Origin of the sequence: Nostocoides vanveenii (genome assembly GCF_039531165.1) — a bacterium.
GTDB lineage: Bacteria > Actinomycetota > Actinomycetes > Actinomycetales > Dermatophilaceae > Nostocoides_A > Nostocoides_A vanveenii.
Window position 1 is genome coordinate 1 of the sequence record NZ_BAAAPN010000004.1, and the last position, 9,093, is coordinate 9,093.

General features: G+C 70.1%; 8 protein-coding genes. 1 reads left to right on the plus strand and 7 read right to left on the minus strand.

The genetic code is table 11. The features are described 5' to 3' along the window. The 7 genes from ABD209_RS01290 to ABD209_RS01320 form a co-directional block, all read right to left on the minus strand. Nucleotides 1-2,339: S1 family peptidase (locus ABD209_RS01290; RefSeq protein ID WP_344060991.1), on the minus strand; the 2,339-nt coding region annotated here is incomplete at its 3' end. A 49-nt stretch (nucleotides 2,340-2,388) separates the two neighbouring features. Further along, on the minus strand, nucleotides 2,389-2,712 hold the full coding sequence (locus tag ABD209_RS01295; RefSeq protein ID WP_344060994.1) for a CU044_2847 family protein: 324 nt from the start codon (nucleotides 2,710-2,712) through the stop codon (nucleotides 2,389-2,391). Nucleotides 2,713-2,737: 25 nt separating this feature from the next. Further along, nucleotides 2,738-4,933, minus strand: a complete 2,196-nt coding sequence (locus ABD209_RS01300; RefSeq protein WP_344060997.1) for a molybdopterin-dependent oxidoreductase — start codon at nucleotides 4,931-4,933, stop codon at nucleotides 2,738-2,740. 123 nt (nucleotides 4,934-5,056) lie between these two features. After that, nucleotides 5,057-5,470 carry a hypothetical protein gene (locus ABD209_RS01305; protein WP_344061000.1) on the minus strand — a complete coding sequence of 138 codons (414 nt, stop codon included), beginning with the start codon at nucleotides 5,468-5,470 and terminating at the stop codon, nucleotides 5,057-5,059. 446 nt (nucleotides 5,471-5,916) lie between these two features. Further along, entirely contained in the window at nucleotides 5,917-7,125 is a 1,209-nt protein-coding gene (locus tag ABD209_RS01310) for a sensor histidine kinase (protein ID WP_344061003.1), read from the minus strand. A gap of 13 nt (nucleotides 7,126-7,138) precedes the next feature. Then, nucleotides 7,139-7,543, minus strand: coding sequence for a response regulator (locus ABD209_RS01315; protein WP_344061006.1), 405 nt, complete (start codon nucleotides 7,541-7,543; stop codon nucleotides 7,139-7,141). Nucleotides 7,544-7,555: 12 nt separating this feature from the next. Continuing rightward, the gene (locus ABD209_RS01320; protein ID WP_344061009.1) at nucleotides 7,556-8,251 is read right to left on the minus strand and encodes a response regulator; all 696 of its coding nucleotides are present in this window, start codon (nucleotides 8,249-8,251) and stop codon (nucleotides 7,556-7,558) included. Between the two features lie 267 nt (nucleotides 8,252-8,518). On the opposite strand from ABD209_RS01320, the gene ABD209_RS01325 reads away from it, so the two are divergent. After that, on the plus strand, nucleotides 8,519-8,929 hold the full coding sequence (locus ABD209_RS01325) for a DUF4037 domain-containing protein (RefSeq protein ID WP_344061012.1): 411 nt from the start codon (nucleotides 8,519-8,521) through the stop codon (nucleotides 8,927-8,929). The last annotated feature ends 164 nt before the right edge of the window (nucleotides 8,930-9,093 follow it).

Sequence of the window (9,093 nt, forward strand, 5' to 3'; positions counted from 1 at the left end):
TCCGGGTCCCCTTCGGCCCGGGCGAGGTCGGCCAGTCGCTCGTAGCTGACGGAGAGGTCGCGTTGGTAGCCGGTGTTCCCGGGTTCGCGTTGGGCCAGCCCCCGGCGGATGTCGAGGCCGTCGGTGTAGAAGCGGCGGGCGGTGTCCGGGTCCCCTTCGGCCCGGGCGAGGTCGGCCAGTCGCTCGTAGCTGACGGAGAGGTCGCGTTGGTAGCCGGTGTTCCCGGGTTCGCGCTCGGCTAGGGCGGTGCACACTCGGATGACATACTTCGCCGCAACTCGAGCCGGCTCGCCGAACCCGAAGTCCCTCAGCCGCTGCGCGACACGGTCGAGTGTTTCGAGGGCTCCGGATTCGCGGACCTGGATCGGGTCCAGTGCGCCGAGGACGCTGACCACTGTGGGGACGAACTGTCCGACAGCAGCGAGCAATTCACCGCTCCCCGGCATCGCCGAAGGACCGGCTTCGCCCGGCTGATCCGTGCTGCCCGCGTCTTCCGGGCCGCTGTCTGCGCCGATGCCGAGGCGAGCGAGCAGTGCGGGACGCTGGGCTTGGAAGAGCGCTGCGAATGGCGCCGCGTCCGGCCCGGTCAGCTTCGCGGCCACGGCGAAGGCGCGGGCCAGTTGGACGTTCGTCACTGAATCGAGAAGGGCTCCGATGATTGGGAGCGCCCTGGCGGAGTCTTTGCGTATCCACCTGGTGACGAGGGCCTCACCCAGGCGGTCGGGGCGCAACGGGTTCCAGAGCCACGAGCCCGGATACATCCCGCGCATCAAAGCGTCGTAGGACACCCGTTGCTCAGGTGCGACCTTGAGCAGGTCGAGAAGGCGCCCGGCCTCGCCCTCGTCGCGGGCGCCGCACAGCGTCGTCAGGGCTATCAGCGGCAGCACGCCGTCCGGTTTCACTCCCCCGCGACGGGCCCGGCCTTGCCAGTGCGTCACCTCATGGTCGAGGACGCGCTTGAAGGCGTCGACCGCGGCCGAATCGGCGACGAGACACGCGTCATACGCGGCGATAACGACATCGAGTGCCCGTCGATAACGGCGATTCGACAGATCGGGGGGTTCCACGGCTGACTCGGCCCCACCGGAGAACGCGGCCACGGACTGCCTGAACAGTTCCGCCCGCTCGGTGAGTACGAGGTCCGCGGTAGCGTCCAGCGGCTCGCCAACTTGAGCGTAAATCGCTTTGAGGCTGGACGAGCCGGACGTCGTCAGTGACTCTGCGAGGGTCTTCGCGCGACGTTCATTCCGGTCGAGCAACAAGATCCGCACGGGCTCCATGGGGGTCGCCGACTGAAGGAGGGCCTCCATGGCTTTCTTCAGCTTCGTGGGGTTGTGCTCGGAGGCATAGTCGACGAGCACCAGCCGGGCGGATCGCCGCGGAACCTTGGGCTTGTCGTCCAGGAAGAAGCCCGTCACCCATCCGGCCTGCGCCATCTCGCGGCCCACTTCGACGGCGAGCCGCGTCTTGCCGGTGCCGCCGAGGTCTTGGATCGTCCGGATTGACATCGCGGCCGGTGTTCCACACCACGCCCGTAAGACCGCCATTGCCTCGTCTCGGCCGACGAGCGGGACGATCCGATACTGGGGGAGCAGCAGCGTCGACGGGGCATCGGGAGCAGGCTCAGACTGTGCGGTCTCCCACGGTTGATCGAGCGGGTTGTCTGCTCCGGCGAGCGTCGCCCGAGCCCAGGCCTCGCGGTGCTTCCAGGCGTCTTCTTGGTTCGCTCTCCAGACCTCCTCGGCGGCGGGTGAGTCGGCGTTGCGTGGTGGCAGTGACCTCAGGGCGGCGACCGGTGAGGCCCATCCACCGAAGGGGTTGGTCGTGTCGCGGCTGACGGAAATGAGTCCAAAGACGCCGCCGGCCGTTGCGAGGATCGGTGCACCGCTCATCCCCCGCGGGGCGTACCCCGCCTGGAGTTGGAGCCAGCCGTCGCCATCGCGGCCGGTCCACTGATACTGAGCAGAGACTCCAGGGGATGTCCGGTCGTCTTCGCGCAGCCCGAAACCCCAGGCATGTATCCCGTCCGACACCGACCCGAACGGCACCTCCGACAACGGCGCAAAGATGTGGTCTTCGTGAGGGATGCGCACGAGGGCGAGATCGGGGAACGGCCAGAATGCGGAGGGCGAGTGATCGGATCGCGTTGGCGAGGAGTGCGTCACCGTTCCTGTGACCGAGCGATCCGCCTCGGCATACGAGCCGCCGGAACGCGCCTCCGGGTGGAGGTCGACCAGGACATCGGAGTCCGATCGGACGACGTGCGCGCAGGTCAACACCCAGCCGGGCGCCACGAGCACCCCTGAACCGGAGCCAGCCTCCTGACGGCGGACGCGCACGACAAAACGTTGGAAGTGCCGATCGTCAACGGATGGGCCCACGGCCGAATCAGTCGCTGCTCGTCGCGGCCCGCTCGGGCGCCTTCCACGTCAAGGTCACCTTCAGGCTCGCCTCACCGCCGCCCTCGACCAGCAGCGCGGTGAGCTTGCCGGTCTTCGCGGTGAAACTGAAGCCGATCTCGACCGAGGCTTCCTGCGGCTTAGCCGCACGGATCGCGTCGCTCAGCTCCGTGACGACCGCCTGGATCGCCTTCTTGGCCGGGTCGAAGGATAGGACCGCCCGGTCATCGTCGACCACGGTCGGCCCGCTGCCGCGCACTTCGACCAAAACTTCGGTATCGCCCATCCGGACGAGTTGCTGACCGGTCGCCATGGCCGAGATCCCTCCGCGTCGATGTCTACTCGCCGGGAATGCTACTCACTAGGACCGGTATGCCGTTGAGCACGGCGTTCGCGCCGATGCTCTCGATGCGCTCGGGGTCGGTCAAGTCGTTGATGCTCACCCCGGGCAGTTGCGTCGCCTCGCTCAGTCGAACGCCGGGCCGGTCGTGGCCGTAGCCGTGGGGCAGGCTGACCACCCCGGGCATCATGTCGTCGGTCACCGCGCACTCGACCTCGACCTGTGCGACCCGCGAGGCGACGGTGACGCGGTCGCCGTCGGTGAGGCCACGGCATACGGCGTCGTCGGGATGGATCAGCAACTGGTGGCGGGCCTTGCCGCGGGTCAGCCGGGGCAGGTTGTGCAGCCAGGAGTTGTTGTCGCGCTGGCTACGCCGGCCGATGAGCAGCAACTCATCCGCGCGGGCGACCGGCTCGGCAGCGAGCAGGGCGGGCAGCGCGTCGAGCACGAGCGGCGTGGCGAGGTTGATCCGCTGGTCGCGCGTCGCCAGCCGGTCGGGCAGGCGCGGCTCCAGGGGCCCGAGGTCCACCCCGCCCGGGGTGGCGGCCAGCTTGCCCACGCTCAGCCTGTGGCCGGACGTCCGCAGCAGGAGGTCGACCTGCTGCTTCGGCGTGGTCCGGAAGCGGGCCTGCGCCTCGACGACGTGCGGCAGGTCCTTGACCGTCTGCAGCACCCGCGTCGCCGCCCCCTTGATCCCGCTCCCGGCCTCGGCCGCCGCGCGCAGCGCGATAATCCGCAGCGCCAACTCGCGCGCGATCTCCCAGTCGTGCCGCGCCTCCTCGGGCTTCTCGAACAGCGCCGGGCTCCACCGCGCGGTGTTGCGGACCGCGAGCGTGTGAAAGATCAGGTCGTAGTGGTCGCGCTCGAGGGGCCCGGTCGGCGGGAGGATGACATCGGCATACCGGGTGGATTCGGTGACATAGAAGTCGATGGCGACCATGAACTCCAGGCCGGCGAGGGCGTCGCCGAGGGCCGAGCCGGCGGGTGTGGACGAGACGGGGTTGCCGGCGATGCACACCAGCCCCCGGATCTGGCCGTCGCCGGGCGTGGTGATCTCCTCGGCGAGCACCGACACCGGCAGCTCACTGCCGAACTCCGGCAGCCCGCGCACGCGCGTCGACCAGGACCCGAGGTGCCCGCCGCCGATCAGCTTCTTGCCGACCATGTCGATCGCCGGGCTGGTGAACATCGTCCCGCCGGGCCGGTCGAGGTTGCCGGTCAGGATGTTGATCGCCTGCGCCGCCCACTGCGCGACGCTGCCGTATGCCTGCGTGGACGCCCCCATCCGGGCGTGCAACGCTGCGCTGGGGGCGGCCGCGATCGCGCGAGCGAGGTCGGTGATCCGGTCGGCCGGGATGCCGCTCGCCTCCGCCGCCCGCTCAGCGGTGAACGGGCCGACGACCTCGCGGACGGCGTCGATGCCGTCGACATAGTCCGCCGGGCGGGCGAGGTCCTCAGCGAGGATCGTGCGCACCATCGCGAGCAGGACATACGCATCGCTGCCGGGGCGGATCGGGAGGTAGTCGTCGGCGACCTTGGCCGTCTCGGTGCGGCGCGGGTCGACGACGACCAGCCGGCCGCCGCGCGCTTGGAGGTCGCGACGGCGCCCCGGGAAGTCGGGCACCGTCATGATCGAGCCATTGCTGGCCATCGGGTTGGTGCCGAAGAGCACGAGCAGATCGGTCCGGTCGATGTCGGGGATCGGGAGGAGGAATTGGTGCCCGTAGAGCGCCCACGCCATCAGCTGGTGGGGGAGTTGGTCGACGGACGTGGCACTGAAGGTGTTGCGGGACTTGATGGTTCGCACCAGGTTGACGCCGTGCGTGAGCGCGCCGACGCTGTGCACATTCGGGTTGCCGAGATAGGCCGCGACCGCGTCGTTGCCGTGCTCGGCCTGGATCGCGACGATCCGCTCGGCCACCAGGTCGAAGGCCTCCTCCCAGGCGATCGGCTCCCACGTCGCGTCCGCGCCCGGCGCCCCGACGCGCCGCACCGGCGTGCGCAACCGGTCGGGGTCGGTGTGCAGATCCTGCAGGGCGATCGCCTTGGGGCAGATGTGTCCGCGCGAGAGCGGGTCGGCGTCATGTCCCCGTATGCCGCGGACCTCCTCCCCATCAACGGTCACCTCGAGCCCGCAGCTGGCCTCGCACAGGACACAGGTGATGTAGCGGGTTTGTGTCGTCGCTTCGGTCACCGGGCCAGTGTGCCAGCGTCTGGTCAGTTCGCCGGTGTCCGCGTCATCGGTCAGCACGACCTTGGCGCACGGTGGGAATCTCGTCCTCCCGCACAAGTTTCCGCGACGGCTGGTCGGCCACCGTCACCCGCCGATGTCGCGAGTCAGCGTGTCGGCGAGCTGGTGCAGGAGTGCCTCGGCCTTCGCCGAGGTCGCGGCTGTGGTGGTCAGGTCGAGTACGACACCGCTGGTGAGTGGAACGATCGCCCGCCCCATGGCCTTGGCGCCGATGGCGACCACGAATCCCTTGCCGCTCGGCGGGAAGTCCACCGCCTGCGCGGCCGGGGGCAGGTGACCGGTGATGCCCCGGACGATCGTGGCAGCCATGGCGGGGTTCGCGTAGCGATTGACCTGATAGGCGAGCGAGGACTCGGCCGCGCTCCAGTTACACCGGTCGACGTGGGTAACCATGTCATCGCTGGTGTCGGGGACCTTCAGGGTCGTGGGTTTGCTGCCGAGGAGCGTCGTCGCGGTTCCGAGGTCGATGAGGGCGCACACGCTGTGATCCTTCGGCAGGCCCCCTGCGCCTGCGGGGGGAGTCGTCGCTGACGCGTCCGTGTTGGTGCTGGTCGGTGGCGTGCTCGTCGGTGAGGACGTCGCCCTCGTTTCGGAGGACGGCATTGCCGTTGAGGCCGTTGTGTTCGTGGCGGGCGATGCCGGCGTGCCGCTCGTCGATCCCGAGGCACCGCAGGCGCTCGCGCCGAGGAAGACGGTCGCGGCCAGAGCCGACAGCGTGACCGGTCGCCGGTCGCCCCGACCAGGATTCGGAAGGGTGGACGGTGGGCAAGCGGACGGCATACGGCCTCCTCGGCTGGGGCGGCGGTATGCCGCGTCACCCAGCCTCCCGCCCGGCGCCGCGCAGGTCAGGAGTGCACCCCGGCCTCTTGGTGGTGGTGCGTACACGTGCGCCCGCTCCACACCACACTCGCGGCTGACCCGGAGTTTCACACGGGCAGCCAGCCGGACACGACCGTGCCGGAGCCGGGGGCGGAGCGCACCAGGCACTCGCCGCCGGCGGCGCGGAGGCGGTCGGCCATGCCGGTCACGCCGCGCCCGAGGCCGTATGCCGTGCCCACGTCGAAGCCGCGCCCGTCGTCGCAGACGTCGAACTCCAGGCGCGCGTCCGCGGGCCGCACCCGGACGTCGATCCGCGATGCGCCGGAGTGGGTGTCCGCGTTCTGAATCGCCTCCACCGCACAGAAATACAGGGCCGCCTCCACCGGAGCTGGGTAGCGCGCGTCCGGAGCGACGTCTACCGCGCATGGCCGGCTGGTCCGGCGTGCCGCCGCGGGGAGGGCGGCGCCCAGGCCCCGGTCGGCGAGCAGCGCGGGATAGATCCCGTGGGCCAGATCGCGGAGCTCCCTGATGCCGTCCACCAGCTCCGCCTGCAGCCCCGGCAGTTCGGCGATCGCCGCGGCGGCATCGCGATCGCCGAGCCGGGTCACCCGGCCCATCTCGACGGAGAGCCGGGCGAGGCGCTGCTGAGCGCCGTCGTGCAGGTCGCGTTCGATCGCCTGGCGCGCCTCGTCGCCCGCGACCGCGAGCCGGCGGCGAGAGGCGTCGAGGTCCGCCGTCTGCTGCCGCAGCCGCCGCACCTGCTCGCGAAGCCCGGCGACGATCACCAAGGCAACCACGGCGACGAATACGGCCACGATCGGCACCGTGAGCGATGAATCAGGTTGCAGCGCATCAGGTTTCAGGCGTCGAATCTCCCCGGCCCCCGCCAGTGCTCCGGCCCCGAGGACGGTGGCGACAATCACGGCAGCGAGGGTCCGTCGGCGCAGCACATCGAAGACGAGCACGACCGGTGCGATGACGGCGAGCACGGCGATCGGCAGGGTGAACGGATTGAGCCAGGTCAGCGCGGCGGCGACAAGCCAGTTGGCGCCCACGACCGAGAGCGCCCCCATCTGGATCAAGCCCCGGCGCAGGCCGATCAGCCCGGACGCCACGAGGAGGAACCCGGCGGCCAGGGCGCCGATGTCGCGGTAGAGGTTGGCGTCGTGGACCCGCGTCAACGCAAGGATCGTCAGGGCGACCACGGAGCCGCCGAGCCCGACTGCGTTGACCGACACCAGCCGTCCCAGTCGATCTCGCGCCTCGTCGTCCGCCTGGGCCACGGCCGGGGTGCGGTCGCCCGAACCGGGGTTCATCGAGGTTCGCCCCTCACCGGAGCGCGTCTCCCGGATGTCCCGCTCTTGCTGCAGCGATCGCGGCGAGCAAGCTCGCCGGTGCCAGGTCCTCCTTCGCGACGAAACCGACGCCCGCGGCGAGCAGCGAGATCGGGACGTCGAGCACGCCATACGCCGACACCAGGACCACCACCAACTCGGGCCGCACCCTCCGCAACCAGGCGGCGAAGCCGAGCGCGTCCTCGCCCGGGATGCGGATGTCGAGCAGCACGACGTCGAGGCCGGACGTGGCCAACGCGGACCGGGCTTGGATCACGCTGGCCGCCGTGCGGCATACGTGCAGGCCGTGGGTCTCGGCGACCAGTGCCGCGGCGGTCGCGCGGAATGCCGCCTGATCGTCGACGACCAGGACGCCGGCGCTCGCCGTCCGCGTCTCCACGAGGCGATGATCTCAGCGCCGACCGGGATCGGCCAGGGTGCGCGCACCACTGTCGGCGAGATAGAGCAGCACCGCCGACACCCGACGATCGCGCGCCACTCCGATCGGCAGTTCGAGCTTGGCGAAGATCGCGTTGATGTGCTTTTCCACGGCCCGCTGGGTGATGACAAGGTGTTGGGCGACAGCGGCGTTCGCGGCGCCGGTGGCGACGAGGGCGAGCACCTCCCGCTCCCGCGAGGTCAGGCGCGCGATCGGGCTGGTCGCGCTGCGGGTCTGGTGGCGCATGAGTTCGTCGACGACCTGAGGGTCGATGACCGACTCGCCGCGGCAGACCGCCGCAAGCGCGGCCACGAGTTGATCGACGTCCCCGACCCGGTCCTTGAGCAGGTAGCCGCGCCCGGTGCTCCCGTCGGCGAGCAACGCCAGGGCGTGCTCGGCTTCGAGGTAGTTCGACAGGACGACAACCCCGGTCCCCGGATTGCTGAGGCGTAGCTCCCGGCCGATGAGCACGCCCTCGTCGCGATGCGCCGGGGGCATCTTCAAATCGGTGAGCACGACATCGGGCCCGTATGCCGTGACCTCCGCCCGCACCTGCTCCAGGCTCGCGCATTCGCGCACCTCGGCGACCTCCGGGTGATCCATCAGCATCCGGACCAGCCCCTGCCGGAGCAGCGCGTTGTCCTCGGCGAGCAGGACGCGCAACGGCATACGTGATGGTAGGCCGGTCGCGGGTCGGCGGGCGAGGTCATCCGCGCTGTCGTCAGCTGGCCGGATGGGAGCATGGCCGGGTGCGCAGCGGCATCGAGGTGGCCAGGGACTACCGGGTGGAGTTGATCCGGCCGATCCTGGATACGCAGTGCCCGGGTCTGCCGAGGGCTGCAGCTCGGGTGGGAACCGGGTCGGACGTGCTCGGGCTCGACGACGCGGCTGGAGTTCGATCCACGCCACGCACCGACACCGCAGGACTGGCTCTCGCTGACCGGCCCGGTGGCCCTCGAAGTCGTGGGCGGCGAGGTGTTCGAGGACACCGGTGGCGCGTTGACCGCGCTGCGTGCGGCCATGGACTGGTACCCGGACGATCTGTGGCGCTATCTCGTGGCCTGTGACTGGCGCCGGATCGACCAGGAGTTGCCCCTGATGGGCCGGGCCGCGGACCGCGGTGACGATCTGGGCTCACGCGTCATCGCTGCGCGGCTGGTCGACGCCACGATGCACCTCGGGTTCCTGCTCTGCCGTGCCTGGCCTCCGTATGCCAAGTGGCGCGGCACGCTGTTCGGCCGGCTGCCGCTCCCGCCCGGCGTGGCACTCAATCTGGCGCACGTCCGATCCGGAGATCCAGTCACTGCCCGCCTCGCCCTCGCGACCCTTTTTCGGACCTATCGATGAGTGATATCGCGGCCAGGACCGCACTATCACTCATCGATCAGCCACTCGGCAGATCGCCGACCCCCCGTTACCTTCGTGATGGGTCCTCGACCTGAGGATCTCGGTCGCTGAGTCCGGCATGACTTACTGCCCCTGTCGTCGATGATCCGGGGGGTGTTGTCACC

Coding starts and splice junctions, on each gene's coding strand:
- ABD209_RS01310 (WP_344061003.1), bottom strand. CDS start 7,125: ATGAACCCCGGTTCGGGCGACCGCACCCCGGCCGTGGCCCAGGCGGAC.
- ABD209_RS01320 (WP_344061009.1), bottom strand. CDS start 8,251: ATGCCGTTGCGCGTCCTGCTCGCCGAGGACAACGCGCTGCTCCGGCAG.
- ABD209_RS01295 (WP_344060994.1), bottom strand. CDS start 2,712: ATGGCGACCGGTCAGCAACTCGTCCGGATGGGCGATACCGAAGTTTTG.